Source organism: Nocardia sp. NPDC058633 (assembly GCF_042717045.1).
In the GTDB taxonomy this organism is placed as follows: Bacteria; Actinomycetota; Actinomycetes; order Mycobacteriales; family Mycobacteriaceae; genus Nocardia.
The window spans coordinates 121,020-147,649 of record NZ_JBHXRA010000019.1; the positions used below are offsets into that span (position 1 = coordinate 121,020).

The 26,630-nt window shown below is 68.8% G+C and carries 26 protein-coding genes; 21 read left to right on the top strand and 5 right to left on the bottom strand.

Annotated elements, in window-relative coordinates; genetic code table 11:
• Positions 1–352: 352 nt before the first annotated feature.
• The 13 genes from ACFWUR_RS24215 (at position 353) to ACFWUR_RS24275 (ending at position 13,728) form a co-directional block, all read left to right on the top strand.
• Complete coding sequence (locus ACFWUR_RS24215) at positions 353–922, top strand: C40 family peptidase (RefSeq protein WP_378909774.1); 570 nt, start codon at positions 353–355, stop codon at positions 920–922.
• A gap of 225 nt (positions 923–1,147) precedes the next feature.
• Positions 1,148–2,212: an NlpC/P60 family protein gene (locus ACFWUR_RS24220; protein ID WP_378909775.1), complete on the top strand. Its 1,065-nt coding sequence runs from the start codon at positions 1,148–1,150 to the stop codon at positions 2,210–2,212.
• 9 nt (positions 2,213–2,221) lie between these two features.
• Entirely contained in the window at positions 2,222–3,229 is a 1,008-nt protein-coding gene (locus ACFWUR_RS24225; protein WP_378909776.1) for a hypothetical protein, read from the top strand.
• A gap of 108 nt (positions 3,230–3,337) precedes the next feature.
• The gene (locus tag ACFWUR_RS24230; RefSeq protein ID WP_378909778.1) at positions 3,338–4,465 is read left to right on the top strand and encodes a glycosyltransferase family 4 protein; all 1,128 of its coding nucleotides are present in this window, start codon (positions 3,338–3,340) and stop codon (positions 4,463–4,465) included.
• 43 nt (positions 4,466–4,508) lie between these two features.
• Entirely contained in the window at positions 4,509–4,904 is a 396-nt protein-coding gene (locus ACFWUR_RS24235) for a polyketide cyclase / dehydrase and lipid transport (protein WP_378909779.1), read from the top strand.
• Between the two features lie 132 nt (positions 4,905–5,036).
• On the top strand, positions 5,037–5,474 hold the full coding sequence (locus ACFWUR_RS24240; RefSeq protein ID WP_378909780.1) for an SRPBCC family protein: 438 nt from the start codon (positions 5,037–5,039) through the stop codon (positions 5,472–5,474).
• Between the two features lie 26 nt (positions 5,475–5,500).
• Entirely contained in the window at positions 5,501–6,751 is a 1,251-nt protein-coding gene (locus ACFWUR_RS24245; protein WP_378909825.1) for an ArsA family ATPase, read from the top strand.
• Positions 6,741–7,343 carry a hypothetical protein gene (locus ACFWUR_RS24250; protein WP_378909781.1) on the top strand — a complete coding sequence of 201 codons (603 nt, stop codon included), beginning with the start codon at positions 6,741–6,743 and terminating at the stop codon, positions 7,341–7,343. The genes ACFWUR_RS24245 and ACFWUR_RS24250 overlap by 11 nt, the downstream gene beginning before the upstream one ends.
• Entirely contained in the window at positions 7,340–8,335 is a 996-nt protein-coding gene (locus ACFWUR_RS24255) for an ROK family protein (protein WP_378909782.1), read from the top strand. Before ACFWUR_RS24250 ends, ACFWUR_RS24255 begins: the two co-directional genes overlap by 4 nt.
• 118 nt (positions 8,336–8,453) lie before the next feature.
• Positions 8,454–9,182: a lysophospholipid acyltransferase family protein gene (locus tag ACFWUR_RS24260; protein WP_378909783.1), complete on the top strand. Its 729-nt coding sequence runs from the start codon at positions 8,454–8,456 to the stop codon at positions 9,180–9,182.
• A gap of 192 nt (positions 9,183–9,374) precedes the next feature.
• On the top strand, positions 9,375–10,754 hold the full coding sequence (locus tag ACFWUR_RS24265) for an ABC1 kinase family protein (protein ID WP_378909785.1): 1,380 nt from the start codon (positions 9,375–9,377) through the stop codon (positions 10,752–10,754).
• A 97-nt stretch (positions 10,755–10,851) separates the two neighbouring features.
• On the top strand, positions 10,852–12,405 hold the full coding sequence (locus ACFWUR_RS24270) for an alkaline phosphatase D family protein (protein WP_378909786.1): 1,554 nt from the start codon (positions 10,852–10,854) through the stop codon (positions 12,403–12,405).
• A 51-nt stretch (positions 12,406–12,456) separates the two neighbouring features.
• Positions 12,457–13,728: an FAD-binding oxidoreductase gene (locus ACFWUR_RS24275; protein ID WP_378909788.1), complete on the top strand. Its 1,272-nt coding sequence runs from the start codon at positions 12,457–12,459 to the stop codon at positions 13,726–13,728.
• Positions 13,729–13,955: 227 nt separating this feature from the next.
• Here the strand turns inward: ACFWUR_RS24275 and ACFWUR_RS24280 are convergent, their stop codons facing one another.
• Together ACFWUR_RS24280 and ACFWUR_RS24285 are read right to left on the bottom strand one after the other, a co-directional pair.
• Positions 13,956–14,372: a cytochrome c oxidase subunit 4 gene (locus ACFWUR_RS24280; RefSeq protein WP_378909789.1), complete on the bottom strand. Its 417-nt coding sequence runs from the start codon at positions 14,370–14,372 to the stop codon at positions 13,956–13,958.
• A 10-nt stretch (positions 14,373–14,382) separates the two neighbouring features.
• Positions 14,383–15,504, bottom strand: a complete 1,122-nt coding sequence (locus tag ACFWUR_RS24285; protein ID WP_378909791.1) for a cytochrome c oxidase subunit II — start codon at positions 15,502–15,504, stop codon at positions 14,383–14,385.
• 349 nt (positions 15,505–15,853) lie between these two features.
• Here ACFWUR_RS24285 and asnB point away from each other — a divergent pair, with 349 nt between their 5' ends.
• A complete protein-coding gene (asnB, locus tag ACFWUR_RS24290; RefSeq protein ID WP_378909827.1) occupies positions 15,854–17,797 on the top strand; it encodes an asparagine synthase (glutamine-hydrolyzing) in 1,944 nt (647 codons plus the stop codon).
• Between the two features lie 57 nt (positions 17,798–17,854).
• Here asnB and ACFWUR_RS24295 read toward each other — a convergent pair whose 3' ends face one another.
• Complete coding sequence (locus ACFWUR_RS24295) at positions 17,855–18,781, bottom strand: carbohydrate kinase family protein (RefSeq protein ID WP_378909829.1); 927 nt, start codon at positions 18,779–18,781, stop codon at positions 17,855–17,857.
• A gap of 428 nt (positions 18,782–19,209) precedes the next feature.
• Complete coding sequence (locus tag ACFWUR_RS24300; protein ID WP_067459056.1) at positions 19,210–19,566, bottom strand: iron-sulfur cluster assembly accessory protein; 357 nt, start codon at positions 19,564–19,566, stop codon at positions 19,210–19,212.
• Between the two features lie 257 nt (positions 19,567–19,823).
• Here ACFWUR_RS24300 and ACFWUR_RS24305 point away from each other — a divergent pair, with 257 nt between their 5' ends.
• Positions 19,824–20,480 carry a DUF3043 domain-containing protein gene (locus ACFWUR_RS24305; RefSeq protein WP_378909792.1) on the top strand — a complete coding sequence of 219 codons (657 nt, stop codon included), beginning with the start codon at positions 19,824–19,826 and terminating at the stop codon, positions 20,478–20,480.
• A gap of 235 nt (positions 20,481–20,715) precedes the next feature.
• On the opposite strand, the gene ACFWUR_RS24310 is transcribed toward ACFWUR_RS24305, so the two are convergent.
• A complete protein-coding gene (locus ACFWUR_RS24310; RefSeq protein WP_378909794.1) occupies positions 20,716–20,883 on the bottom strand; it encodes a hypothetical protein in 168 nt (55 codons plus the stop codon).
• A gap of 85 nt (positions 20,884–20,968) precedes the next feature.
• Here ACFWUR_RS24310 and ACFWUR_RS24315 point away from each other — a divergent pair, with 85 nt between their 5' ends.
• From ACFWUR_RS24315 to ACFWUR_RS24340, 6 genes are all read left to right on the top strand, one after another.
• Positions 20,969–21,922, top strand: a complete 954-nt coding sequence (locus tag ACFWUR_RS24315) for a helix-turn-helix domain-containing protein (RefSeq protein ID WP_378909795.1) — start codon at positions 20,969–20,971, stop codon at positions 21,920–21,922.
• 135 nt (positions 21,923–22,057) lie between these two features.
• Positions 22,058–23,005 carry an alpha/beta hydrolase gene (locus ACFWUR_RS24320; RefSeq protein WP_378909796.1) on the top strand — a complete coding sequence of 316 codons (948 nt, stop codon included), beginning with the start codon at positions 22,058–22,060 and terminating at the stop codon, positions 23,003–23,005.
• Between the two features lie 14 nt (positions 23,006–23,019).
• Positions 23,020–23,538 (top strand): bifunctional adenosylcobinamide kinase/adenosylcobinamide-phosphate guanylyltransferase, encoded by a 519-nt coding sequence (gene cobU, locus ACFWUR_RS24325; protein ID WP_378909797.1) that lies wholly within the window; start codon positions 23,020–23,022, stop codon positions 23,536–23,538.
• Positions 23,539–23,577: 39 nt separating this feature from the next.
• Positions 23,578–24,693, top strand: a complete 1,116-nt coding sequence (cobT, locus tag ACFWUR_RS24330; RefSeq protein ID WP_378909799.1) for a nicotinate-nucleotide--dimethylbenzimidazole phosphoribosyltransferase — start codon at positions 23,578–23,580, stop codon at positions 24,691–24,693.
• Positions 24,694–24,790: 97 nt separating this feature from the next.
• Positions 24,791–25,540 (top strand): adenosylcobinamide-GDP ribazoletransferase, encoded by a 750-nt coding sequence (locus tag ACFWUR_RS24335; RefSeq protein WP_378909800.1) that lies wholly within the window; start codon positions 24,791–24,793, stop codon positions 25,538–25,540.
• A 132-nt stretch (positions 25,541–25,672) separates the two neighbouring features.
• The gene (locus ACFWUR_RS24340; protein ID WP_378909801.1) at positions 25,673–26,386 is read left to right on the top strand and encodes an MBL fold metallo-hydrolase; all 714 of its coding nucleotides are present in this window, start codon (positions 25,673–25,675) and stop codon (positions 26,384–26,386) included.
• Positions 26,387–26,630: the final 244 nt, after the last annotated feature.

Consider the following 26,630-nt stretch of genomic DNA (forward strand, 5'->3'; position numbering starts at 1 on the left):
GACAGACCGCTCATGCCCGCCACGGGCAGGTGCCACCTGCGGATTCGCTGATTCAGCGTTGGAAAATGCCGTGCGCCCCCTATTGGCGACGCGCCGGTAGCACTGGAAAATCTCGGCCGACGTGACCTGGCGTTATCGTTTCGTGATCGGGTGTGACTCAGCTCGCAAGCATTCTTCGGCGATATCGCCCGAAACCCCCCTTGGACCGATGTCCGACTTTACAAACCCCCGTGATGTCTTCGTAACCTTTTCGAGACCTCACGGAGTCCCGCCAACCGGAAACGGCCGACGAGACGAAGCCCGCCGCGTCATTCGGACACGGCGTCGTGGGGCAGATTGGAAGTTCCGCATCATGGCGAACAACACCGTCAAGCGTCAGGCGCAGCGTGCCGTTGCCGTCGGAGCCGTCGGCGCTGCCACCATCGGCGCGTTCCTCCTGCCGGCCGCCCCGGCATCGGCGACGCCGGTGACCGTGCCCGGTATCGGCACTTTCGAGGTTCCGAACGAGATTCCGCTGCCCCAGGGCGTGCCCGGTATCGAGGTCCCGGCCGCGCCGCAGGTTTTCACCGCGCCGCGCGCCACCGCCGCCGACATCGCCCTCGATGCCGCGCTGAGCAAGATCGGCTCGCCCTACGTCTACGGCGCCGCCGGTCCGAACGCCTTCGACTGCTCGGGTCTGGTCCAGTGGGCCTACTCCCAGGCGGGCATGAACATCCCGCGCACCAGCGACGCCCAGCTCGGTGCGGGCAGCCCGGTCTCGATCGACGCGCTGCAGCCCGGCGACATGGTCTCGTTCTACGGCGGCGGCCACTCCGGCCTGTATGCCGGCGACGGCAATGTCGTGCACGCCTCCACCGCGGGCACCCCGGTCCAGATCGCGTCGCTGTCGTCGATGCCGTTCGCGGGCGCTCGCCGCTTCTGATCCGCCGGGCACGGTGCGTCGTTCACGGGGAAGGGCGCACCGAAGCCGCGGTCATCATCCGGGTATATGCGCCGTCCACTGGGTTGGACGGCGCACGTACCTTTATACTGGACACGAATGCATACAGTTCCGTAACCTGATCGAGACCTTCTCGCCTGACGAGGAGATCGCGCTCAGGTATTGCGCTGTACAGGCGGACAACGAGAGAACGGGGCACGGGCCACTGTGACTGCACACCACCGGAATTCGCACGCTACGCGTGGTTTCGCCGGAGCCCTTTCCGCCGCGATCCTGGTGTGCGCGATCTACACCGCCGGTCCCTCCGGTGCCGACCCCGTCGCCCTGCCGACCACCGCCTCCGACGCGATCTCCCGGATGGTCGACCTCTCGCGCCAGTCCGAACAGCTCAACCAACAAGCGCTCACCGCGCAGATCGATCTCGACGCCAAGCTCGCGGTGCAACGCGAGGCCGACGACAAGGTCGCCGCCACCTCCGCGGTCGTCGAGGCCGCCCGCGCCGAAGTGCGCAAATTCCAGCCGATGATCGACCGCACCGCCGTGGCCGCCTATACCGGCGTACGTACCAACAGCATGTTCGCCGTGCTGTCGAGCGGTTCCCCGCAGCAGTTGCTGGACAAGATGTCGACGCTGGACGTGCTCGCCCAGCAGACCGCCGACACGGTGCGCCAGTTCAAGCAGGCCGCCGATGCCGCCGCCGCGGCCGACACCATCGCCCGCACCGCCGCCGAGGCCGCGCATGCCGCGACCACCGCCGCCGATGCGGTGCGCGCCGACGTCGAACGCAAACGCCAGGATCTCGCAGCCTCCACCACCTCCGTGGTCGAGGCGTGGAGCCAGCTCTCGGCCCGCGACAAGTCGACGCTGGCCGGTTCACCGTTCCCGCCCGGCTTCGACCGCGATTCGCTACTGGCGGGACTGGTTCCCGGCAGCGGCACCAGCGCGCTGGCCGCCGCCCTCACCCGCGTCGGCGATCCGTATGTCTGGGGCGCCACCGGACCCGATCAGTTCGACTGCTCCGGCCTGGTCCAGTGGGCGTTCAAGCAGGTCGGCAAGAACGTGCCGCGCACCAGTTCCCAGCAGGCGGGCTACGGCACACCGGTGGCCAAGGACGAACTGCTGCCCGGCGACGTGATCCTGTTCTATCCCGACATCACCCATGTCGGCATCTACGCGGGCAACGGAATGATGGTGCACGCCTCCACCTTCGGTGTGCCCGTCGCCGTCGCGCCGATCAACACCACCCCGTACCACTCGGCCCGGCGATACTGAGCCAGACCGGTGACCGATCCGTTCCCCCGCTCGGGCCTGCGTTCGTGGTTCTCGTCGAACGGCCGCCTGGAATTCTGTATCACCCTCGCCTCGGTCACGCTGTTGACCGGCGCGTGCGTCGCACTCATCCTGGTGCCGCGCAACGTGGGTCCGTTGCAGCTGGCCACCGACGAAGCCGAGGTGCTCGACACCTCCGAGGGCATCGACAATCCGCGCCTGAGTCCGGTGCGCCGCGAGCTACAGCCCTACGGACCGATCCTGGTGCGTGAAGTCAGCGACGGCGCCGCGTCCGAGGCGCTGCTGGTGGCCCATCCCAGCCATCGCGCCGACCTCGACGTCCTCGAACATCAACTGGGCCAGGCCATTTCGGATGTGAGCGCGGTGTGGGGCACCGAGTGGAATCGCAGCCCCGTCGTGGTCGTGGCGAGTACACCGGCCGAATTCACCGCGCTGACCAGGTCCGCGGGCGGCACCGGCACCGACGTGGCCGCCGTGTCGCTCACCGGGTCCTACGCCCCGGGTACGCAGCCCACCGACCAGCGCATCGTGTTCAACCCCGACGCGCGCCGACGAGTCGGCAACGAGGGCTTGGCCACCCTGCTGCGCCACGAGCTCACCCATATCGCCACCAGAGCCGACACCACCGACGGCGCACCGCTGTGGATGCTGGAGGGCTTCGCCGAGTACGTCGCCCAGCGCGATCAGGCCACCACCTTCTCCCAGATCGCCCCCACGCTGACCACCCGGTTGCGCGCGGGCACCATGCCCACCGAACTCGTCGGCGACGCCGACTTCACCGGTGTCGACGCGGCCTACGCCTACGAAAGCGCGTGGAGCACCTGCGCGTTCCTCGCCGACCGCTACGGCACCACCGCCCTCACCACGTTGTACAAGCGGCTGGCGACCGGCCCCCAGTCCCCCGCCGCCCAGGATGCCGCCTTCGCCACCGTGCTCGGAGCTTCGCGCGGCGAGTTGCTCGACGGCTGGCGGGCCTGGTTGCGCGGTCACGCTGCATGATGGGCGCAGGCACGCGGCGCCCCTCGCACACGCACGGCCGCAGCGACGGCGCGGGTACGCCCGACCACGTCTGCCCACCTGTCAGCCGACCGATTAGGTTGTTCTCCTATGGCCCGAACTCTGCTGGTTACCAACGATTTCCCGCCTCGGCCGGGCGGAATCCAGTCGTATCTGCAGGCACTGTCGAATCAGCTGCCGCCCGAGGACCTGGTGGTGTACGCGCCGCGCTGGCGGGGTGACAGCCACGAGAAGTTCGACGCCGCGCAGAAGTTCCAGGTGGTGCGTCATCCGACGACACTGATGCTGCCGACCCCCGCGGTCATCAAGCGTGCCGGCGCGCTGCTGCGCGAACGCGAATGCGACACCGTGTGGTTCGGCGCCGCCGCTCCGCTGGCGGTGATGGCACCGATGCTGCGGCGCGCGGGCGCCGAGCGCATCCTGGCCAGCACTCACGGTCACGAAGTCGGCTGGTCGATGCTGCCCGGTTCGCGCCAGGTGCTGCGTTCGATCGGCGAGCACACCGATGTGGTGACCTATGTCAGCAAGTACACCCGTGGCCGCTTCGCCTCGGCGTTCGGTCCGCACGCGGCACTGGAACACCTGCCGCCGGGGGTCGACCCCACCGAGTTCCGGCCCGACCCGGCCGCCAGGGCTGAGCTGCGCGCCCGCTACGGCCTGGGCGAGCGCCCGACCGTGCTGTGCCTGTCGCGACTGGTCCCCCGCAAAGGCCAGGACATGCTGATCGTGGCGATGAGCGAGATCCGCGAGCGTGTCGACGGCGCGGTGCTGGTGATCGCCGGCGGCGGTCCCTACGAGGCGCGACTGCGGGCGTTGTCCGAGGCCTTGGGCGTGCAGGACAGTGTCGTGTTCACCGGGCGGGTGCCCTCCGGCGAGCTCGCCGCTCATCACACGATCGCCGACGTGTTCGCGATGCCGTGTCGCACCCGCGGGGCCGGTCTGGACGTGGAGGGCCTCGGGATCGTGTTCCTCGAGGCGTCGGCGACCGGGGTACCGGTGGTGGCGGGTGATTCCGGCGGCGCCCCGGAGACCGTGCGCGAGGGCGAGACCGGCACGGTGGTACACGGCCGGTCGGTACCGCACATCCGCGACGCCATCGTCGAACTGCTCACCGACCGGGACAAAGCGGCCGAGATGGGCGCCGCGGGGCGGGCGTGGGTGGAACAGAACTGGCTTTGGGACCGTCAGGGCAGCCGGTTGCGGGAACTGCTGCGGTGACACCCCGGCCGGGTCCGGTGTGGCGTCCACTACGCTCAGGCTGGTGAGCAGTATCCAGGTCGCTGATCAGACCTTCCTCGCCGCACCGGGCGCCGCGATCGCCGAGGTGCTGAGCGCCCCGAACAACTGGCGCCGCTGGTGGCCCGATCTGCGCCTGGACGTGCGCGAGGATCGCGGCGACAAGGGCATCCGCTGGACGGTGGCAGGCGCGCTGACCGGCACCATGGAGGTGTGGCTCGAGTCCGTGCCCGACGGGGCGATCCTGCACTACTTCCTGCACGCCGAACCCGCCGCGGCCGCGTCGAAGTCGGCGCGCGCGCTGGCCGCGGCCAATCGGGCCCGCCGAGTCGCGGGCCGCAAGATGGCGTTCGAGCTCAAGGCACGACTCGAGGCCGGCCGGCCCGCGGGCGTCGCACCCGCGGTCGCCGCCGCCCCCTGACGCACGTTCTCGGCGCTGCCGGACCGTTGTCATCGCGACAAAGGGGTACTCCCAGGGTGGGAAGAGGCGGAGTCGAGCGCCGAGCACCGCGGCACCAGCCGCGAACAAACACAGAGAGAGGGCTTGTCTGCCATGGCCGACCGGACTCAGAGATCGATCCTCATCGACGCACCGTCGCAGCAGGTGATGGCCGTCATCGCTGATCTGGAGTCCTACCCGGAATGGGTGGCCGCCGCGAAGTCGGTGGAGGTCATCGATCGCGACGCCGAAGGACGGGCTGCCACTGCCCGATTCGTCCTCGACGCCGGCGTCGTCAAGGACACCTACGTGCTGTCGTACTCCTGGCGCGAGGACGGCAGGGCGGTGAACTGGCGGCTGCTCAGCGGCGACCTGCAGAAGGCCCAGGACGGCAGCTACGAACTGCTCGACCGGCCCGGCGGCGGCACCGAGGTGGTCTACGAGCTCACCGTCGATCTCAACATCCCGATGATCGGCATGTTCAAACGCAAAGCCGAGAAGGTCATCACCGACACGGCACTCAACGAGCTGAAGAAACGGGTCGAAGGCTGAGCGCCCCGGGCGGTACCCGCGTCGAACTGTTCGTCGGCAAGGGCGGTGTCGGGAAGACGACCCTGGCCTGCGCGACGAGCATGACCTATGCCCGCTCGGGTCAGCGTGTGCTGATCGCCTCGCTGGACCAGGCGCATTCACTCGGCGACGCGCTCGGTTTCCGCTTCCCGCACGATCCGGGCACCGTCGCCGGAGTGGCCAGGGTGGCACCCGGTATCGAGGTGATCGAGATCGACTCCCTCGCCCTGCTCGAGGACCGATTCCGCGATGTGGCGGCGATGCTGGCCAAGGGGGGCGGCCACGATCACGGATTCGACCTGGCCGCGCTGGATCCCGCGGAGCTCACCGGGCTGCCCGGCGTGCAGGAACTGCTGATGCTGGTCGAGATCACCCAGTACGCCGAAGAGAACGACTGGGACGTCATCGTCGTCGACTGCCCGCCCTCGGCCGACATGCTGCGCATCGTCACCGCCCCCGACACGATGCTCAACTACCTCGAACGCCTCTGGCCCCAGCATGCCCGCACGATGAGCGCGATCGGCCTCGACCTGCGCAAGGCGGTGCTCGCGGCCGCGGTCGAACGGATCGTGGTCGCGGTGACCCAGGTCCGTGATCTGCTCGCCGACCCCACCCGAACCAGCGCCCGGCTGGTGACCGGCCCCGAACAGGTCGCCGTCGCCGAGGCCCGGCGGGTACGTTCGGCGGCCGCGCTGCTCGGCCTGCGGATGGACGCGGTGGTGGTGAACAAGGTGCTGGCCCCGGTGCCGCCGCCCGGCGACAACGCCCATCCGGCCGTGTACTGGTACCTCAACCGCCGCGCCGAGCAACTCGAGGTGGTGGCCCGGTTACACGAACAACTCACCGATGTCCCGATCCTGATCGCCCAGCACGCCGGGGCCGAACCGGTGGGGGTGCACGCGCTGTCGGCGTTCTCGCATTCGGTCGACACGCTGACCGCCCCGCACGCTCAGGGCGCAGAATCGGGTGAACCGGTGGTTCGATGGGAGTCCGGCTCCGGTGTCGACTCCGTGTACGCGATGCGGATGCGGCTACCGGTGGTCGATCCCGGCACCTTGCGGCTGGGCCGAGTGGAGGACGATCTGATCGTGGGAGCCGACGGGGTACGCACTCGCGTACGTCTCGCGCCGGTGCTGCGCCGTTGCACGGTGTCGGGCGCCGAACTCGACACCGGTCACCTCGTGGTCCGCTTCCGGCCCGATCCACGGGTGTGGCCCGCCGATCCGAACTACACGAAGGCCACCGCAGATGAGCACTGACACCCAGTCCGAGCGCCACGGCCACGACGGCTTCGCCGAGTTCACCGAGGAGCTACGCCTACTCGCCGAAGTGCTGCTCGCCCGTGTCGAACCGGTGCTGCGCCGTACCGCCGCCGACGGCCAGGCCGATCTCGGGGGTTGCGCCTGGTGCCCGGTCTGCGCGGCCGCGGCCCTGGTGCGCGGCGACCACCACGACGTCGTCGCCGCCCTCGCCGAACACGGCACCTCGATGGTGACGGTCCTGCGCGAAGCCCTCGCCGGCATCCCCGTGGAACCGGTGCTCCCCCCGGAATGGGCCGATCACGCCGAGGGCCACCCGGAGGCGACCGAACAGCGCACCGCGCCGCACGCGTCCACGGGCACCTCCGATGCCACCGGTAGCGCGAGCTGGGACACGGCTCGCCGGCGCCAGCCGGGCACACCGCGCCCCCGCAGAGTCGACGAATTCACCGAGACGCAGCAGCAGAGCACGACGCCGCGGACGACCCCTCCCGCTGTCACGCCCGAACCGGGCCACGGCACAGACAGCTTCGCGACCACCCGCGCGCCACGCTCGCAATATGTCGACATCCCGGTGACGATCCGGGGATGACCAGGCGGATCGACCCTCAACACCTGCTCACCGTCGGCATCGACGTGGGTGGCACGAACATTCGCGCTTCGGTGGTCGACGCCGAGGGTGAGGTGCTCGACACCGTGCAGGCACCGACGCCGCATTCGGCGCGCGCGCTCGAGGACGCGATCGACCGCTCGGTGCGCGAGCTGGCCCGACGCCATCCGATCGCGGCGGTGGGGTTGGCCGTCGCCGGTTTCATCTCGACCGATCAGTCGACGGTCCTGTTCGCCCCGCACCTGCCGTGGCAGAACGCCCCCGTCGCCCAACGGCTCACCGCCCGCCTCGGACTGCCCGTGATCCTGGAACACGACGCCAACGCCGCGGGCTGGGCCGAGTACCGCTTCGGTGCGGCGGCGGGCGGGCAGACGGTGGTGCTCGTCGCGATCGGTACCGGCATCGGCGCCGCTCTGCTCATCGACGGTCAGCTCTATCGCGGCAGCCACGGCATCGCTCCCGAGCTCGGCCACCTCCAGGTGGTCCCCGAGGGTCGCGCCTGCCCGTGCGGCAAACACGGCTGCTGGGAGCGCTACTGCAGCGGAACGGCACTGGCCGACACCGCCATCGAAATGCTGGCCACCGATCCCGTGCGGTCGGTGCTGGCCCGCGATGTGCGCCGCGACCCCGGCTCGCTCACCGGTCGCCGGGTCGCGGGCGCGGCCCAGGACGGCGATCCGCTCGCGGTGCGGGTGATGGCCGACTTCGCCCGCTGGCTCGGTCTCGGTCTGGCCTTCGTCAGCGACCTGTTCGATCCCGATCTGGTGGTGATCGCCGGTGGGGTGAGCAGTTCGGCGCCGCTGTTCCTCGACGAGGCCCGCGAGCACTACGCCGCCGCGGTCACCGGCGCCGGACATCGACCGCTGGCCCGCCTGCGCACCACCCAGCTCGGAGAAGCCGCCGGCATGATCGGCGCCGCGGAATTGGCCAGGGCGGCGGTCGACGCGCCCGTGGCCGGTCGCGCGGCGAGATAAGGGTCACAGCCATGTGCTCCAGCTACCATCCTGGGTTGGTTGTGACCTGCGACCAGCGGTAAAGTCGTTGTCCGACGAGGCACTACACAATTATCCCGGTCCCTGGGGAAAGGACGCCATGTTCTACTGGCTGCTCAAGTTCGTTCTCGTGGGACCGTTCATGCACATGTACAACCGGCCCGAGGTCGAAGGGGTGGAGAACATCCCGACCGACGGCCCGGCCATCATGGCGGGTAATCACCTCTCCTTCTCCGACTGGCTGTTCGCTCCCCTGCTGAGCCCGCGCCGGATCAACTACCTGGCCAAGGCCGAGTACTTCACCACCCCCGGTTTCAAGGGCCGCCTGCAGAAGTTCTTCTTCAGCGGCACCGGCCAGTACCCGATCGACCGCAGCGGCGCCTCGGCCGCCGAGGACGCGCTCAACGCGGCCACCAAGCTCCTCGACGAGGGTCGGCTCGTCGGCCTGTACCCCGAGGGCACCCGCTCCCCCGACGGCCGCCTCTACAAGGGCAAGACCGGCATGGCGCGTCTCGCGCTCGAGACCGGCGTCCCGGTGATCCCGGTCGCGGTGATCGGCACCGACAAGGTGAGCCCGCCCGGACCGTTCAAGTGGCGCCGCCACAAGGTCACCCTCAAGTTCGGCGCGCCCCTTGATTTCTCGCGCTACGAGGGCATGAGCGGCAACCGCTTCGTCGAACGCGCCGTCACCGACGAGGTGATGTACGAACTGATGCGCCTCACCGGCCAGGAATACGTCGACGTGTACGCCCACAGCCTCAAGAAGGGCGTCGCCGCGACCGACAACCAGCTCGACGCCACCCGCATCCCCGAGACCAAGGCGAGCTGAGTCGAAACCTGTTGCGCCGCACGATGAGCTGACTCCCTTGGTCGGCGCGCGCATCGCCGGCACGCTCGACCCGACGTCATCGACTGTCGTTGCCCGGACACCCGCTCGCCCGATTGGTAGCCTTTTCCGGGCACAGGCCGACGGGCGGGTGGACCACCGCGGGTGGCGGCGTCGGCGGACAGCGAGGTGAACATGGCCGCAGGCGAGTCCGACGAGGGTCGCGTCATGCCGTTCGCCCGGCGCACTGCCCCGCGCGACGGCAACCCACCCACCGGCCGGGTAGCACGCAGCGCCCGGCTGGCGGCGGTGCCGGTCGCCTACGCGGGCCGCCGCATCGCGGGCTTCGGCAAGCGCGCCGCGGGTCGCGACCCCGCCGACGTCGACCGCGACATCCGCGTCCGCACCGCCGAACACCTCTTCCAGGTACTCGGCGAGCTCAAGGGCTGCGTCGCGAAACTGGGCCAGCTCCTCGGCCTGCTCGAGCTCGGCCTGGCTCCCGATCTGGCCGAGCCGTACCGTCAAGCCCTTGCCCGACTGCACGATTCGGCGCCCGCGATGCTTCCCGGCGCGGTGCACGCCGAACTCGCCACCCATCTCGGCCCACACTGGCGCTCGCTGTTCCTGGAATTCGACGACCGCGCCTCGGCGGCCGCCTCGGTCGGCCAGGTCCATCGCGCGCGCTGGCACGACGGCACCCAGGTCGCGGTCAAGGTGATGTACCCCGGTTCCCGCCGCGCGGTGCTGGCCGACCTGCAAGCCCTGCGCCGCGCGACCCCCCTGTTCACCGCGCTGCTACCCGGCGCCGACACCCGCCCGGTGGTCGAGGCGCTGTGCGACGAGATCCGCGACGAACTCGACTACGCCCGGGAAGCGGTCAACCAGCGCGCTTTCGCCACCGCCTTCGCCGAGGACCCCGACGTGGTGGTGAGCCGGGTGATCGCCCAGCGCGGCGACGTGTTGGTCACCGAATGGCTCGACGGTGTTCCCCTGTCCCGGTTGATCGTTCGCGGCGACGCCGACGAACTCGACCGCCTCGGCGTGCTGATCATGCGCTTCCTGTTCTCCGCCCCCGCGCGCGCCGCCCTCGTCTACGGCGACGCCCACCCCGGCAACTTCCTGCGCATGCCCGACGGCCGCCTCGGTGTCGTCGACTTCGGCGCCTGCACCCCCTGGCCCGCCGCCTTCCTCGACGTCGCGAGCGACGTGGGCGCCGCCGTCATCGCCGACTCACCCGCCGATCTCGAAGCCGCCATCCGCCGCCACGGCTTCGTGGCCCCCGACCGCGATCTCGACATCACCACCATCGCCGCCCGCCTCCAACCGGTCCGCGACGCCCTCCTCGCCCCCACCTACCCGCTCTCGGCCGCCTGGCTGCGCGAACAAGTCCGCCTGGCCACCGATCTCCGCCTCACCAACATCCTGCGTCAACTGACCATGCCTCCCGTCCACACTCCCCTCCTCCGTTCCTTCCTCGGCGGCGTAGCGATCCTGTGCCAACTCCACACCGCCGTCCCCCTGCGCGCCGAGTGCACCCGCTGGTACCCCGAAACGGCGGCCGCCGCGGGTCTCTAGGGTCCGTCCACCGAGTTCGGCCCGCCGTACGGCATCGTTCATGCTCTGTTGCCTTGCCGACGACCGCGTGTTCCCACCGGTGGCGCACGGTAGGCCCATGGCTGTCTCGGATTTCGCGATGTCTCGGCGCACGCTGCTGCGCGCAACCGCACTCGGGGTGGTGACCGCTCCCGCCCTGGTGGCCTGCGGTGACGACGGGCCCGCCCTGGTGCGGGCCAGGCCCTCGCTCACGCACGGGATCGCTGTCGGTGATCCGCGCAGCGATGGTGCGCTGATCTGGGCACGGTCGGACACACCCGCGACGCTGGTGGTGGAGACGTCGGCGACCGAGAAGTTCACCGACGTCAAGCGATTCACCGGGCCGCTGCTCACCCCGGCTTCCGATGGCACCGGGCGCGTGCGGGTGAACGGCCTGCCCGCCGGGCAATTCGTGCACTACCGGGTGCGCCTCGACGGCGAAGACGGTGCGAGCTCGGAGACCCTCACAGGTGTCTTTCGCACGGCGCCGACCGCACCCGCCGACATCTCGCTGCTGTGGTCCGGTGACGTCGCGGGCCAGGGCTTCGGCATCAACCCCGACCTCGGCGGCATGAAGGTGTTCTCCACCATGGCCGCCCGCGACCCACACCTGTTCCTGCACTCCGGCGACTGCATCTACGCCGACAACGCCCTCACCGAGTCGGTGACGCTGCCCGACGGCCGGATCTGGCGCAACATCACCGCCGAGGCGAAGAACGCCCCGGCCGAGACCCTCGACCAGTTCCGCGGCAACTACGCCTACAACCTCACCGACGACCACTACCGCAGGTTCAACGCCGCCGTCGCCCAGATCGTGCAGTGGGACGACCACGAGACCACCAACAACTGGTCCCCCGGCGGCACGGTCGCCGCCGACAAGGGTTACACCGAGCGCAGCATGGACACCCTCGCCGTACGTTCGTGGCAGGCCTTCCACGAGTGGATGCCGTTGGAGCCCGAGGAAGCCGTCGACGGTCGCCTCTACCGCAAGATCCCCTACGGCCCCCTGCTCGACGTGTTCGTCCTGGACATGCGCGCCTACAAGGACGCCAACTCCACCAACACCGCAGCCGAGGGCCAGATCCTCGGCGCCGCACAGATCAAATGGCTCACCGACGGCCTGAAGGATTCCAAGGCCACCTGGAAGATCGTCGCCGCGGACCTACCCCTCGGCGTCGTGGTCCCCGACGGCAAGACCGCCTTCGAAGGCCCCGCCAACGCCGCCCCCGGCGCACCCTCCGGCCGCGAAACCGAGATCGCCCAGGTGCTCTCGGCGATCAAGGCGAACAAGGTCAGCGACGTCGTCTGGCTCACCGCCGATGTGCACTACACCGCCGCGCACCACTACTCCCCGGCCCGCGCCGCGTTCACCGATTTCGACGAGTTCTGGGAGTTCGTGTCGGGTCCGCTCAACGCCGGCGCGTTCGGTCCCAACCCGCTCGATCCCACCTTCGGACCCGAGGCGGTCTACGTCCACGCGCCGCCCACCCCCAACACCTCCCCGATGGACCCGGAGTACCAGCACTTCGGCGAGGTCGAAATCGACGGCCGCACCGGAGAAATGACGGTCAACTTGTGCGACGCGACCGGAAAAGTCCTGTTCACCAAGCAACTCGCGCCTACGCGAAAATAGGTGCGAAGTACCCTGCGCAAGAACCGCGCACCTGTGGTTAGCTATGCGGTCATGGGCACGCCGCATACCGTCATCTCCGAAGAATATCTCCCCACCGACACGGCGGATGTCGTTCGTACTGTGCGTGATTCACGCGGCCGGTCGGAACGGTTGACGGTGCGCGGCGGTGAACAGACCGAAGAGTCCTACGGTCTGACCGATCAGCGCGGGGTGCTCTCGCTGCGCAAGATGAACTCGGTGCTCGACATCAACCTGGGTCGGCGCACCGTGCGCGTGCAGGCGGGCGCGAAACTGTCCGAGATCGACCGCCGCCTCGGCGCGCACAGCCTCGGACTTCCGGTCGTCGGCGATCACCGTGACATCACCGCGGGCGGCTTCGCCTCCGTCGGCGGGGTGAGCACCGCCTCGCACCGCTACGGCATGTTCATCGACCAGATCGTCGACCTCGAGTACGTCGACCCCGACGGCCGCATCGGCACCTGCGGACGCGGTCACCACACCGAGCGGTTCCACCGCATCCTCGGCGCGGGCGGGCGCGCGGGCATCATCACCGCCCTCACCCTGGATGTGGTCGAGGTCGACAAAGACCACACCATGCTCACCACCGACGCCGACCGGTTCCTCGACTTCGACTCCTTCGTCGAGCACGCCACCAACGAGATCACCAACCCCGGCAGCGCGGCGCTGCAGGTCGGCCGCTGGGTCGACACCGCCCCGCTGAAGATGGCACGCCCCGTCGGCACCGGCCAGGTGACCCTCGGCGCCGTCCGCTTCGGCCAGTGGTCGAGCCTGTACCCCACGGCCCCCACCCGCGGCCTGCGCGCCCGGCGAGAGGTCGGCACGCGCACCCGGAAGTCGTTGGGCGCCATCGCCTCCGCCGCGGGCGGCCGCGCGGGCATGCCGGTCCGCAACGCGGCGGCGGGCGCGCTGATGTTCGCGCCGAAGGTGCTCACCATGCGCGACGCCGAGTACCTGGCCGACACCGTGATCAACTCCTCCGAGCGCGGCCCCGCCTACCGCGTCGGCGTGTTCGCCCCCCTGTCCAACTACGGTTCGGTCTTCTACGGCCTGCACGACCTGTTCTCGGCCCACCGCGAACGCTCGGGCTGCTTCACCGTCATCTCCGCGATGACCTACGGCGTGCGCTCGGAATACCTGCGCGCCGAAGCCGCCGCCCGCGGCCTCACCCCCGCCGACTACGGCCTGATCACCTTCACCTGCCGCCTGCGCCCCTCGGCCCTGCCCTCGGAGCAGCTGCGCGAGATCGTCTCCGGCATCGACGACATCTGCCGCTCGGAACAAGCCCTGCGCTACAGCGTCTGAGCCACCGAACGGCGAAGGCCCCCACCCAAGGATTCGGTGGGGGCCTTCCCTTTCGGCATAACGCAACCCCGTGGGGCCGACCTCGAGGAGGCATCGCGAGCGCAGCGAGCGTCGCGGCCGCCCCGACGAAAAACGACCCGAGACAATGCACCGCAGGTGCGAGTATCGGGTCGTTTTTCGTCGGGGCCCTCAGGGCCGCGACTCGAGCGCGCCAGCGCTCCAAGAACTCAGTGCTTTTCGGCACCCAGGTAGTACTCGAAGACCAGGCCGGCGGAGGCGGCGAGCACGAGCACCACGCCGAGACCGATCAGCCAGAACTGGAAGAACGCCAAGCCCAGCGCGGTGACCGAACCAGCGGCCGCCAGCAGGATGGGCCAGAAGCTACCGGGCGAGAAGAAGCCCAGGTCACCGGCGCCGTCGACGATCTCGGCCTCTTCGTAGTCCTCGGGCCGCAGGTCGATGCGACGCGCGACGAACCGGAAGTAGGTGCCGATGATCAGCGACAGGCCCGCGGTCAGCACGATCGCGGTGGTGCCCGCCCATTCGATGCCGGTGCGCGACTGAGCGGTGAAGAACCCGTAGACGATGCCCACCAGGACGAAGAACGCCGTGAGCAGTTCGAAGATCCGCGCTTCGATCCTCATATCAGAATCCTCACTTGCTCTCGTTCACCGAAGCGCTCTTGGCATCGCGCTTGGTGTTGAAGGGGTACGTGGAGGTGGCCACCGGCGACTCGCCGATCGACGCCAGCGCCTCAGCGTTGGTCGAGCCGTCGATGCGCGCCTGCATGTACTTGGCGTACTTCTCCGGCGAGACCGCACGGACCTCGAAGTTCATCATCGAGTGGTAGGTGCCGCACATCTCGGCGCAGCGGCCGACGAACGCGCCTTCCTTCTCGATCTCCGAGATCTGGAAGACGTTGTCGGACTGGTTTTCCTTCGGGTTCGGCATCACGTCGCGCTTGAACATGAACTCCGGCACCCAGAAGGCGTGGATCACGTCCGCGGCGGCGAGCTGGAACTCGATGCGCTTGCCGGTCGGCAGCACCAGCACCGGGATCTCTTCGCTGGAGCCGAAGGTCTCGACCTTGTCGTAGTGCAGGTACGAGAGGATGTCGTTGGCCGGCTTGCCGTGCAACGGACCCGGCTGCGGGTGACCCTTGTCGTTCTTCAGCTCACGGTATTCGGCGAGCTGCTCTTCGTTCAGCAGCTCTTTCTCGGTGTCGATGCCGTTCCAGGTGAGACCGCCGACATTGTTGATGTTGCGGTAGCCGAACTTCCAGTTCCACTGGAAAGCGGTCACGTCGACGGTCACATCGGGGTTGTCGACCTTCTCGTGCACGTAGTTCTGCACGACCACGGTGAAGTAGAACAGCACCGCGATGATCACGAACGGGATCGCCGTGTAGGTCAGCTCCAGCGAGACGTTGTACCCGGTCTGGCGCGGGAACTCCGGGGAGTTCTTGCGCTTGCGGTGGAAGATGACCGTCCAGAAGGTCAGACCCCAGACCAGCACGCCCATGGCCAGCGCGGCCAGCACCGACCAGGTCCACAGCTCACGCATGCGGGTGGCCTGCGGGGTGATACCCGACGGCCAGCCGAATCGGAGCCAAACATTGTCGATCGAGCAGCCCGAGACGAGCATCGCGGTAATCCCCAGGGACACCGCCAGCCCGGCCCGCCGAAGGATCCGGCCCTGCCGACCCTTGACGGGTCGTGCCCCGATCTCTTCGCTCGCCTTGTGCGCCACGCTCACGCCTTCCTGGTCGCCACACATTCCGACACATTGCGTCGTCCGGGCGGCGATTCGCCCGTACCGACACCTCTTCACAGATTTTCAGGCCGTCCCGAAGTATTGCCGCTGTGACGCCTGCACACCTGAGAAGGACCTGAGTACTACGCAGCGTAGACCAAAGCGGGCACTGTCTTGTCGCGGGGTCACTTTCGACACTCCGCAGTGACCGCCCCGATCACCGCGACCTGCGGTTTGGCTCTCGTCCGATCGTCGCGCACCTCGGGTGAGCGGGCGAGCGCGGCGTGTCGGGCACGGGTGCGGCATACTCGGACACAGCGTTTCGGCCCGTTCGTGGCCACCATCATCGATCGAGAGAAGGTTGGGCGACACCGTGTGCGGACTGCTCGGATTCCTGACAGCTGATACCGCGACGACCGCGGTGGTCGATCAGGTGTACGACGCGCTGCACTGCCAGCGGCATCGTGGCCCGGACGAGAAGGGCACCTGGCACGACGATCACATGATCTTCGGCTTCAACCGCCTGTCCATCATCGACATCGAGCACTCGCACCAGCCGCTGCGCTGGGGCCCCGCGGACAACCCGCAGCGCTACGCGATGACCTTCAACGGTGAGATCTACAACTACCTCGAGCTGCGCGAGCAGTTGGCCGCCGAGCACGCCGCCGAGTTCCCGGACGGCAAGATCTTCGCCACCGACGGTGACGGCGAGTCCATCGTGGCCGCTTTCCACTTCTGGGGCCCCGAGGCCGTGCGCAAGCTGCGCGGCATGTTCGCCTTCGCGATCTGGGACACCGAGACCGAGGAGCTGTTCCTCGCGCGCGATCCGTTCGGCATCAAGCCGCTGTTCATCGCGACCGGCCCCGGCGGCACCGCCTTCGCCAGCGAGAAGAAGAGCCTGCTCGAACTGCTGAGCCCGCTCGGAGTGTCCGACGAGCTCGACCCGCGCGCGCTCGAGCACTACACGGTGCTGCAGTACGTGCCCGAGCCCGAATCGCTGCACCGCAACATCCGCCGCCTCGAATCCGGCAACTACGCCACGGTGAAGCTCGGTCAGGAGCCCGTCGCCACCCGCTACTTCCGCCCCGACTTCCGGGTTCGCCCGTTCGCCGAGGGATCGGAGAACGCCCGCTACGCCGAGATCGCCGCCGCGCTGGAGGACTCGGTCGCCAAGCACATGCGCGCCGATGTCACCGTCGGTTCGTTCCTGTCCGGCGGCATCGACTCCACCGCCATCGCGGCGCTGGCCATGCGCCACAACCCGAAGCTGATCACGTTCACCACCGGGTTCGAGCGCGAGGGCTACTCCGAGGTCGACGTGGCCGCCGAGAGCGCCGAGCTGATCGGCGCCCGCCACATCGTGAAGGTGGTCTCGCCCGCCGAGTTCGCCGCCGCGATCCCCGAGATCGTCTGGTACCTCGACGACCCGGTCGCCGACCCGGCCCTTGTCCCGCTGTACTTCGTGGCCAAGGAAGCCCGCAAGCACGTCAAGGTGGTGCTCTCCGGCGAGGGCGCCGACGAGCTGTTCGGCGGCTACACGATCTACAAGGAACCGTTGTCGCTCAAGCCTTTCGAGTACCTGCCCGCCGGTGCGCGCAAGCTGCTCGGCAAGCTCGGCGACAAGATGCCCGACGGCAAGCGCGGCAAGTCCCTGCTGCAGCGCGGCTCGCTCAGCCTCGAGGACCGCTACTACGGCAATGCCCGCAGCTTCAACGACGCCCAGCTGCGCGCGGTCCTGCGTGACTTCCGCCCCGAGTGGACCCACCAGGACGTCACCGCCCCCATCTACGCCCAGTCCGCGGGCTGGGACCCGGTCGCGCGCATGCAGCACCTGGACCTGTTCACCTGGCTGCGCGGCGACATCCTGGTCAAGGCCGACAAGATGACGATGGCCAACTCGTTGGAACTGCGTGTGCCGTTCCTGGACAACGAGGTGATGCGGGTGGCCGAAGGCATCCCCTTCGATCAGAAGATCACCAAGGAAACCTCGAAGTACGCGCTGCGCCGGGCGCTGGACGGCATCGTCCCCGACCATGTCCTGCACCGCGCCAAGCTCGGCTTCCCGGTCCCCCTGCGCCACTGGCTGCGCGGCACCGAGCTCTACGACTGGGCCGAGACCCAGATCTCCGAGTCCCAGACCGACCACCTGCTGAACAAGCCGGCCGTCCTCCAGATGCTCCGCGATCACAAAGCGGGGGTGTCCGACCACAGCCGCCGCCTCTGGACGGTCCTGGTCTTCATGGTCTGGCACGGCATCTTCGTCGAAGACCGCATCAAGCCCGACATCCAGGAACCGGCCTACCCGGTCTCGCTGTAGAGCACACACCAACGCCCCCCGGTTCGAAAGAGCCGGGGGGCGTTGGTGTTGCGTAGGTCAGAGCAGCACGGCCAGTTCGTCGGCGGCGTCGGAGCCGTAGGCCTTGGTGAGGCGCTCGAGGGCGTCTTCGGTGTTGAGCGTCCACTCCTGGGTGCCGGTGGTCTCCAGGATGAGCACCGCGATCAGGGAGCCGAGCTGGGCGGCGCGCTCCAGGCTCAGGCCCGCGCGGTGGGCGGTGAGGAAGCCTGCACGGAAACCGTCACCGACGCCGGTCGGGTCGACCTTGGCCACCTCGGGTACCACGCCGACGCGGACCTCGGTGCCGTCGGCGTCGACGACGAGCACACCTTCGGAGCCGAGCGTGGTGACCCGGATGCCGACCTTGGCGGTGATGTCGGCTTCGCTCAGGCCGGTCTTCTGCTGTAGAAGGGCCCATTCGTACTTGTTGGTGAACAGGTAGGCCGCGCCGTCGACCAGTTCGGCCGCCTGCTCGCCGTCGAGGCGGGCCAGCTGCTGGGACGGGTCGGCGGCGTAGGCGATGCCCTGCGCCTTGGCCTGGCGGGTATGGGCGACCATCGCGTCGGGATCGTTCGCCCCGACCAGCACCAGGTCGACATCGTGCGCGGCGGCGATCGCGGCGATGTCGATATCGCGCGCCTCGCTCATCGCCCCCGGGTAGAAGGACGCGATCTGAGCCATCGTCTCATCGGTGGTGCACACGAACCGCGCGGTGTGCGAGGTCGTGGAGACGTGCACCGCCGAGCAATCGACGCCGCTGGCCTCGAGCCATTGGCGGTACTCCGCGAAATCGGCGCCGACGGCACCGACGAGCACCGGACGCTGCTTCAGCAGCCCCATCGCGTAGGCGATGTTGCCCGCCACGCCGCCGCGGCGGATCTGCAGATCGTCGACGAGAAAGCTCAGGGACACATGATCGAGTTGATCGGCGAGCAGCGCATCGGCGAACCGGCCGGGAAAGCGCATGAGGTGGTCGGTGGCGATGGATGCGGACACGGCAACAGGCACGAGGCAGGGCCCCTTCGACGCTAGAGGTGGGAAACAGAAAAGCCCGGGACCACCAGATCCCGGACTTCAACGGTAGCAAGTGCCACACCCCTGCGGTTCACCTCAGCGCAACCGCGTCGAAAGCGAAAACCGGCGCGAGTCGATCGCTACTCGTCCGCAACACACCCACGACTCGATGACCACCCTCGCGAGTGAATCACCGCACCCTCGGCAACCACCTACGGGCTCCCAACCCAACCACCAAGTTTTCGGCCGCCCCGAATCCGAGGGGCGAGACGGAACGCCGAAGGCGCAGTATCGCCCCTCGGATTCGGGGTTACGAGGCCGAAAACCCGCGGCGCCAGCCGCCAAAAAACACAGCGGCCGAAAACCCGCGGCGCCGGCCGCTAATTGAAACTGTCGCCGCAGGCGCAGGAACCGGTGGCGTTCGGGTTGTCGATGGTGAAGCCCTGCTTCTCGATGGTGTCGACGAAGTCGATCGAGGCGCCGTCGATGTACGGGGCGCTCATGCGGTCGACGGCCAGCTTCACGCCGGAGAACTCGACGACGATGTCACCGTCGAGGATGCGATCGTCGAAGAACAGCTGGTAGCGCAGGCCGGCGCAGCCACCGGGCTGCACGGCGATCCGCAGGGCCAGGTCGTCGCGACCCTCCTGGTCGAGCAGCGCCTTCGCCTTGATGGCGGCAGCGTCGGTCAGCGTCGCACCGTGGGTCTCGGTGGCGGTCTCGTTCTGCACAGTCATGGACACTCCTAGTTCGACTCAGCCCGTCAACGGACCTCAGGTGCACAGCGCACGACTGATTTCAACGCTGTCGCAGCAACTGCTATTCCTATTTTGCCACCCTCGGCGCAGCCAGTAGACCCGACCTGGGTGCTCGTGCCCACACTACGCCCTGTGACGGCGTGATCCGTGTCGCAGCCCGTCACCGATGAGACCGGGCCCACCGTTGAACGGACCGCATTTCCCGATGCTCGACGTCATCGAATAGCCTGGTGAACGTGAAATTGTTTCGTCGCGACGAGTCCAGCACCATCGACGAGTCCGTCGACCCGTCGGTGTCGGGCTCCGAACAGGCCGCCGCCACCACTTCGTCCACCCCCGGTAAGGGCAGGCCGACGCCGAAAAGGCGTGAGGCGGAAGGCAGGCGGCGCGGCCCGGTCGCACCCGCTCCGCTCACCGCCAAGGAAGCTCGCGCGCGTCGCAAGGCCGTCAAGGGCACCAAACAGGACCGCAAGGCCGCCGCTGCCGACCGCCGCGCCGCCGTGCAGGAGCGTCGCGCCCGCATGCTCGCCGGCGAGGACAAATATCTGCTGCCGCGCGATCAGGGCCCGGTCCGCGCGTACGTGCGTGATCTGGTGGACGCCCGTCGCAATCTGGTCGGCCTGTTCATGCCGATGGCGCTGGTGCTGATCATGTCGATGTTCGTGGCCCCCGGGCTGCAGACCATCGTCACCCTGGCGATGCTGGTGATGATGGTCTTCATGATCATCGAGGGCTTCGTCCTCGGCAAGATCGTCAACAACCGCGTGATCGAACGTTTCCCCGACACCACCGATACCGGCTTCAAGCTCGGCTGGTACGCCTTCGTCCGCGCGTCCCAGATCCGCAAGATGCGGGCCCCGAAGCCGCGAGTCGGCCCCGGCGACGCCGTGTAATTTGCGGTATTTTTGGCGGCTGGCGCCGCGGGTTTTCGGCCTCGTAACCCCGGATCCGAGGGGCGATACTGCGCCTTCGGCGTTACGTCTCGCCCCTCGGATCCGGGGCGGCCGAAAACGTGGTGGTTGGGTTGGGAGCCCGTAGGTGGTGTGCACGCCTGGCGCGGTGACTCACTCGCCGCGGTGATTCACTCGCGAGGGTGGTTGCTGTGAGCGCGGCTGAGCATTCGTGTTCTCAGTGATGGTTGGGGCGGATGTAGTTCGAGTAGCCCGCGATGGCCTTCAGTTCGGTGTCCATGCGCTGGGCGTCGCGGTCGATGATTCCGGTGGAGCCCGCGGTGCCGCGACCGATCAGTACGGCGAGTCCGATGATGACGGCGAGGACGATCAGAGAAGTAAGCATGGCAGTAATTTTGCGCTCGACGATTTTCAGCCGAAAGTGGCAGTTATGTCATTGTGCGCAAAGATCCAGCCAGTTACGATGAGTCATGCTCTCGAAGGTCGCCGTGGTACTCAACGACCGGCTCGCCATGTTCGAATTCGGTGTCGTCTGTGAGGTTTTCGGTCTCGACCGCACCGCCGACGGCCTGCCCGGTTTCGATTTCCGGGTCTGCGGCGCCGAGCCGGGCAAGCCACTGCGCTCCACCACCCCCGGTATCTCGGTGACCCCCGACTACGGCCTCGACCAGCTCGTCGACGCCGACCTGGTCGCCATCCCGGCCTCCCCGATCGGCCGGTACGACGATCGAGTGCTCGAGGCGGTGCGCGAGGCCGCCGATGCGGGCGCCACCGTGCTCACCGTCTGTTCGGGCGCTTTCCTGGCCGGCGCGGCAGGCCTGCTCGACAACCGCAAGTGCACCACCCACTGGCGCTATGTCGACCAGCTCGCCACGATGTTCCCCGAGGCAACCGTGGACCCCGACGTCCTGTTCGTCGACGAGGGCAACCTGATCACCAGCGCGGGCACCGCCGCGGGCATCGACGCGTGCCTACACCTGGTCCGCCGCGAGATCGGCACCGCCGCCGCCAACGGCATCGCGCGCCGCATGGTCGTGCCCCCACAACGTGACGGCGGTCAGCGCCAGTTCATCGAGCAGCCGGTCCCGGAGTGCAGTTCCGCCGGCTTGTCGACCACCCTCGCGTGGCTCGCCGAGAACCTCGCCCACCCGCACACCGTCGACGAACTCGCGGCCCGTTCCAGCATGTCCACCCGCACCTTCGCCCGCCGCTTCGCCGCCGAGACCGGCACCACCCCGGTCAAGTGGCTCACCACCCAGCGCGTCCTGTTCGCCAAGCACCTGCTCGAAACCACCGACACAGCCTTGGAGCGGATCGCCGACGAGTCCGGCTTCGGATCGGGTGCCCTGTTGCGCCACCACTTCCAGCGCCAGGTCGGCATCGCCCCCACCGAATACCGCCGCCGCTTCGGCGCCAAGGGCTGAGCGAGCGTTCACACCCGAACTCGTCACAGTCGGCGAGCACCGCCGGCGTGAAGCCCCACAGATCGCTTGACCCGACCCGGCGGAAACTGGTCGGCTAGCACCGTGTTTCCTGTTGGGTGGGGTATTTTCCGTCGGTTGAGCAGAGCTCTCACGATCGCCTCGGCGGCCGTGATCGTGTCGTCGGTCGGCACATCGGCGGTGGTGGCCGTACCGATCGCGGCGCCGGTGACGCGAACGCCCGCAGGCGGTTTCGAGGAACTGGTCGTGCCGTCGAGCATGGGCCCGATCAAGGTGCAGGTGCAGTGGGCGGCACGCGGTGGCAGCTCCGCGCTGTACCTTCTCGACGGACTGCGCGCCCCCGCCGACCACAGCCAGTGGACCACCGACACCGACGCCCTACGCCAATTCGCCGGTGACGACGTCACGTTGGTGTTCCCGGTCGGCGGTCACTCCAGTTTCTACACCGACTGGTACCGGCCGAGCAGCACCAACGGTCAATCGGCGACCTACCGGTGGGAAACGTTCCTCACCCGTGAGCTGCCCGATTTCCTGGCCGGATACGGCGTCTCCCGCACGAACAACGGCATCGTCGGCGTCTCGATGGGGGGCAATGCCGCACTGACGCTGGCCGCCCACCACCGCGATCAGTTCCGGTTCGCCGGATCGTTCTCCGGCTTCATCAACCCGTCCTATCCGATGTGGAACCAGGTCATGCGCGCGGCCATGTTCGACGAGGGCCGGTTCAACATCGACGACATGTGGGGCGCCCTCGGCGATCCCGCGTGGACCCGCAACGACGCCACCGTCCAGGTCGAACGGCTGCGCGGCCTGCCGCTGTACGTGACGAGCGGCAACGGTGTCCCCGGTGCGCTCGACCTCCCTGGCGGCGTCGCCAATACGATCAACGCGGCCGGGATCGAGGCGTTCGCGGTGATCGCGGCCAGCGTCTTCCGTGACCGCGCCGCCGCCCTCGGCATCCCCGCTCGCGTCGACTTCACCCACGGCACCCACACCTGGCCGTACTGGCAACAGTCCCTCACCACCGCCCGCCCGATGATCCTGGACGCGCTCGGAGCCCACTGAGCTACCGTGCTCGAATGGCTCGAATCCTCGTCCTCGGCGGCGCTCGCTCCGGCAAGTCCGCCTTCGCGGAGAACCTGCTGGCCGACGCGCCGTCGGTGCGCTACCTGGCTACCGCCGTTCTCGACGTCACCGATCACGACTTCGCCGACCGGATCGCCGTCCACCGTGATCGTCGACCCGCGCACTGGACAACCGTCGAGAACACCGAGCCCGCAACGGTTCTCACCGCTGAGGCGCCCGCGACACTGCTCGACGACATCGGCACCTGGCTCACCGCCCGCCTCGATGCCCGCGCGGCCTGGGACGCACCGCGCGGCACCGTCGCTCCCGAGTGCGATGCGCTCGTCGCGGCCGTCGCCGCGTATCGGCAGCGGCTGGTGATCGTATCGCCCGAGGTCGGGATGGGCGTCATCCCGGCGACACGTTCCGGACGGCTGTTCCGCGACGAGATCGGCACGCTGAACCAGCGTCTCGCGCAGGCGTGCGAGGAGGCATACCTCATCGTCGCCGGGCTGCCGATTCGATTGAAATGAGCCGGGTCGGTCGGCGCCGCGCACCGTGATCCGGGCAAGATGAGCGTCGAACACCTCGCACCACTTCCGAAAGGCTTGCCAGTGACGCACGGATTCGACGCGGTCGTGGCCCCGGACGCGCAGGCGCGCGCGGCGGCCGAGCAGCGCCAGACGCAGCTCACCAAACCGGCCGGATCGCTGGGACGGCTCGAGGAACTCGGCAACTGGGTCGCCGCCTGCCAGGGTGTGTGCCCGCCCGAGCAGTTCGAACGGGCCCGCGTGGTGCTGTTCGCGGGCGATCACGGCGTGGCGAAGCACGGTGTCTCGGCGTATCCGAGCGAGGTCACCGCGCAGATGGTGGCCAATTTCCTGGCCGGCGGCGCGGCCGTGAACGCGCTCGCCGCCGTGGCCGGCGCGACCGTGCGGGTCGTCGACATCGCCGTCGACGCTGACACCGACCCCACGGTGTCCCAGCACAAGGTGCGCCGTTCGTGCGGTTCCATCGACCGCGAGGACGCCCTCACCGAGGCCGAGGTCGCCGCCGCGCTGGCCGCGGGCCGCGCGATCGCCGACGAGGAGATCGACGCGGGTGCCGACCTGCTCATCGCCGGTGACATGGGCATCGGCAACACCACCCCCGCCACCGTCCTCATCGCCATCCTCACCGGCACCGAACCCGTCGCCGCCGTCGGCCGCGGCACCGGCGTCGACGATCAGGGCTGGATTCGCAAGGTCGCCGCGATCCGCGACGGCATGCGCCGCGCGCGCCCCGTCGCCACCGACCCCGTCGACCTGCTCCGCGTCGCCGCGGGCGCCGACTTCGCGGCCATGACCGGATTCCTCGCCCAGGCCGCCGTCCGCCGCACCCCCGTCCTGCTCGACGGCGTCGTGGTCACCGCCGCGGCCCTGGTCGCCGAAGACATCGCCGCGGGCGCGAAGGCCTGGTGGCTCCCGGCGCACCGCTCCACCGAACCCGCCCACGACCTGGCCTTGAAGCACCTGCGCCTGACCCCGCTGATCGACCTCGAGATGCGCCTGGGCGAAGGCTCCGGCGCCCTCACCGCTCTGCCGATCCTGCGCGCCGCCGTGGCCACCCTCGCCGAGATGTCGACCTTCGCCGACGCGGGCGTCAGCACATCGGCCGGGGAATCGGACACCGTCGACCTGGCCAAGTGAGCGATTCGAACGCGGCCGGATCGAGCCGACAGCGCCGCATCGCGGTCCGAGGACGGGTCGACGCCGTACTTCTCGCCGTCGACCGCCGGGTTCGCTCGTGAACGCACTGCGGCTGGCGATCTCCTGGCTCACGGTCATCCCGATTCCCGGCCCGGTAGCGGTCGACCGGCGAATCGCGGGCCGTGCGATCACTCTCGCCCCGCTGGTCGGCGCGGCCCTCGGAGTTCTCGCGGCGGCGGCGCTGTACCTCCTGGTCACCGCAGGCCTGACCGCGCTGCTGGCCGGTTTTCTCACCGTCGGCCTGCTGGCTCTGATCACCCGGGGCATGCACCTCGACGGCCTGGCCGACACCGTCGACGGGCTCGGTAGCTACGGTCCGCCCGAGCGTGCCCGCCAGATCATGAAGTCCGGCGGGGCTGGCCCGTTCGGCGTCGCCGCCCTCATCTTCGCCGTCGCCGTCCAATCGGTCGCCTTCGCAACCCTGGCCGAACAGCACCGCTGGCTCGCGATCGTCCTCGCCGTCGCCGTCGGCCGCGTGGCGGTCGTCGCGGTCTGTCGCGTCGGCATCCCCGCCGCCCCCGACGCGGGTTTCGGCGCGTTGGTCGCGGGCACTCAGCCGCGCGCCGTCGTCGTGGGCTGGCCCGTGCTCGCGGTGATCATCGCGGCGGCGGCGGTGCCGGGCAACCTCTGGCTCGGCCCCGTTACCGTGATCGCCGCCCTCGCGGCCGCCGTCGCCGTCGCCCGCCATTGCGTGCGCCGTTTCGAAGGACTCTCCGGCGACATTCTCGGCGCTGTCGTGGAGATCACGGTTTCGATTGCAGCAGTGGGATTCTCGTCGGCGTTGTAGCTGATCACGCGGTTACGCCGAACTCGTACTGGTCACAAGTCCAATACATTGGCGTTGTGTGGTCCCACAGACCGTCCGGTCAACGGTACTCGGGTACATCGCCAGCACACCGGTGGCAATACAGTGGAGCGCATGTCACCCGAGCGCCTCTATTTCCGCCAACTGCTGTCCGGCCGGGACTACGCCGTCGGCGATCCGATCGCTACGCAGATGCGCAATTTCGCGTATCTGATCGGCGACCGGGAGACCGGCGAGACCCTCCTGGTCGACCCCGCCTATCAGGCGGCCGACCTGGTCGACGTCGCTGGGGCCGACGGCATGCGGGTGTCCGGAGTGCTCGCCACCCACCACCATCCCGACCATGTCGGCGGCACCATGCTCGGTTTCACCCTGGGCGGCGTGGCCGAACTGCTCGAGAAGACCAGCGTGGCGGTGCACGTCAACAAGAACGAACTCGACTGGGTCGCCCAGACCACCGGCATCGCCCCCAGCGAACTGACCGGCCACGACCACGGCGACAAGGTGAAGGTCGGCGCCTTCGACATCGAGTTACTACACACGCCCGGCCACACCCCCGGCAGCCAGTGCTTCCTGTTCGACGGTCGCCTCATCTCCGGCGACACCCTGTTCGTCGACGGCTGCGGCCGCACCGACTTCCCCGGCGGCGACTCCGACGAGATGTTCCGCAGCCTGCGCAAACTCGCCGCACTCGACGGCAACCCGATCGTCTACCCCGGCCACTGGTACTCCGAAGCCCCCAGCGCCGCACTGTCTTCCGTGCGCGAAGGCAACTACGTGCTGCGCCCGCAATCCCTGGGCGAGTGGCAAGCCCTGATGCCCGGATAACCGCATCCCGCTCGCCACCGGTTGCGAAAGCCCGCAGCCCTTCACACGGCACAACTGTCTCCCCGGCAGGCCGCACCCCAACGTCTTCCCAACACGCGTCACCCCAACGCCTCCCCGGCACGCGTCACCCTGCCAAATTCGCCATGCTCCGCCGTCCCAGTGCACACGCCAAACCCGAAGTCCGCCATGACCGCCCCACCCAGCCCCGCACGACCCGACCTCGAGGAGGGTCCCGCCGCGCAGC

Excerpts from the sequence above, each read along its gene's own strand:
- ACFWUR_RS24315 (WP_378909795.1), top strand. The coding sequence starts at position 20,969 with ATGCTCTCGAAGGTCGCCGTGGTACTCAACGACCGGCTCGCCATGTTC.
- ACFWUR_RS24260 (WP_378909783.1), top strand. The coding sequence starts at position 8,454 with ATGTTCTACTGGCTGCTCAAGTTCGTTCTCGTGGGACCGTTCATGCAC.
- ACFWUR_RS24230 (WP_378909778.1), top strand. The coding sequence starts at position 3,338 with ATGGCCCGAACTCTGCTGGTTACCAACGATTTCCCGCCTCGGCCGGGC.
- ACFWUR_RS24265 (WP_378909785.1), top strand. The coding sequence starts at position 9,375 with ATGGCCGCAGGCGAGTCCGACGAGGGTCGCGTCATGCCGTTCGCCCGG.
- ACFWUR_RS24270 (WP_378909786.1), top strand. The coding sequence starts at position 10,852 with ATGGCTGTCTCGGATTTCGCGATGTCTCGGCGCACGCTGCTGCGCGCA.
- ACFWUR_RS24300 (WP_067459056.1), bottom strand. The coding sequence starts at position 19,566 with ATGACTGTGCAGAACGAGACCGCCACCGAGACCCACGGTGCGACGCTG.
- ACFWUR_RS24215 (WP_378909774.1), top strand. The coding sequence starts at position 353 with ATGGCGAACAACACCGTCAAGCGTCAGGCGCAGCGTGCCGTTGCCGTC.
- cobU (WP_378909797.1), top strand. The coding sequence starts at position 23,020 with ATGGCTCGAATCCTCGTCCTCGGCGGCGCTCGCTCCGGCAAGTCCGCC.
- ACFWUR_RS24275 (WP_378909788.1), top strand. The coding sequence starts at position 12,457 with ATGGGCACGCCGCATACCGTCATCTCCGAAGAATATCTCCCCACCGAC.
- ACFWUR_RS24240 (WP_378909780.1), top strand. The coding sequence starts at position 5,037 with ATGGCCGACCGGACTCAGAGATCGATCCTCATCGACGCACCGTCGCAG.
- ACFWUR_RS24340 (WP_378909801.1), top strand. The coding sequence starts at position 25,673 with ATGTCACCCGAGCGCCTCTATTTCCGCCAACTGCTGTCCGGCCGGGAC.
- ACFWUR_RS24255 (WP_378909782.1), top strand. The coding sequence starts at position 7,340 with ATGACCAGGCGGATCGACCCTCAACACCTGCTCACCGTCGGCATCGAC.
- cobT (WP_378909799.1), top strand. The coding sequence starts at position 23,578 with ATGAGCGTCGAACACCTCGCACCACTTCCGAAAGGCTTGCCAGTGACG.
- ACFWUR_RS24280 (WP_378909789.1), bottom strand. The coding sequence starts at position 14,372 with ATGAGGATCGAAGCGCGGATCTTCGAACTGCTCACGGCGTTCTTCGTC.
- ACFWUR_RS24285 (WP_378909791.1), bottom strand. The coding sequence starts at position 15,504 with ATGTGTGGCGACCAGGAAGGCGTGAGCGTGGCGCACAAGGCGAGCGAA.
- ACFWUR_RS24250 (WP_378909781.1), top strand. The coding sequence starts at position 6,741 with ATGAGCACTGACACCCAGTCCGAGCGCCACGGCCACGACGGCTTCGCC.
- ACFWUR_RS24295 (WP_378909829.1), bottom strand. The coding sequence starts at position 18,781 with ATGCGCTTTCCCGGCCGGTTCGCCGATGCGCTGCTCGCCGATCAACTC.
- ACFWUR_RS24310 (WP_378909794.1), bottom strand. The coding sequence starts at position 20,883 with ATGCTTACTTCTCTGATCGTCCTCGCCGTCATCATCGGACTCGCCGTA.